The organism is Streptomyces alkaliphilus (assembly GCF_014141535.1).
Classification (GTDB): Bacteria; Actinomycetota; Actinomycetes; order Streptomycetales; family Streptomycetaceae; genus Streptomyces; species Streptomyces alkaliphilus.
Window position 1 is genome coordinate 1 of sequence record NZ_VKHT01001553.1, and the last position, 743, is coordinate 743.

The following is a 743-nucleotide window of genomic DNA, read 5'->3' on the forward strand; positions in this document are numbered from 1 at the left end:
GTGTAGGGGTGGGCGGCCCGGCGCAGCACCAGGGGGGCCGGGCCGCTCTCCACGATCCGCCCGGCGTACATCACCGCCAGCCGCTCGCAGGTGTCGGCGAGCACGGTCAGGTCGTGGCTGATCATCATCAGGGCGATGCCGCGTTCGGCGACCAGGCGGCGCAGCAGGTCCAGCACGCGGGCCTGCACCATCACGTCCAGGGCGGTGGTGGCCTCGTCGGCGATCAGCAGGCGGGGGGAACAGGCCAGCGCCATGGCGATCATGACCCGCTGGCGCTGCCCGCCGGAGAGTTCGTGCGGGTACGAGCGGGCGCGGCGGGCGGGCAGCCCGACCCTTTCCATCAGCTCCAGGGCGCGGGCCTCGGCGGTTCGCCGGTCCACGCCGGCGCGGGCCTCGTGGAGCAGGATCGGCTCGGCGATCTGCCGCACCACCCGGTGCACGGGGTTGAGGGAGTGCAGGGCGCCCTGGAAGACGATGGAGGCACCGGTCCAGCGAACGGCGCGCAGCCGGCCGGGGATCATGCCGAGCACGTCCTCCCCGTCGAGGAGGACCCGGCCGGTGACGGCGGTGGTGGGCGGGAGCAGGCGCAGCGCGGCGGAGACGAGGGTGGACTTGCCGCAGCCGGACTCCCCGGCGACGCCGAGGGTGCCGCCGGGTTCGAGGGCGAGGGAGACGCCCCGGACGGCTGGGACGGCGCCCCGGGAGCCGTGGTGGGTGACGTGCAGATCCTCCAGGCGCAGCAC

Annotated in this window: 1 protein-coding gene; it reads right to left on the minus strand. The window is 75.1% G+C overall.

Annotation, left to right across the window (positions count from 1 at the left end):
- Window positions 1–743: ABC transporter ATP-binding protein (locus FNQ90_RS25625; RefSeq protein ID WP_194432897.1), on the minus strand; the 743-nt coding region annotated here is incomplete at both ends.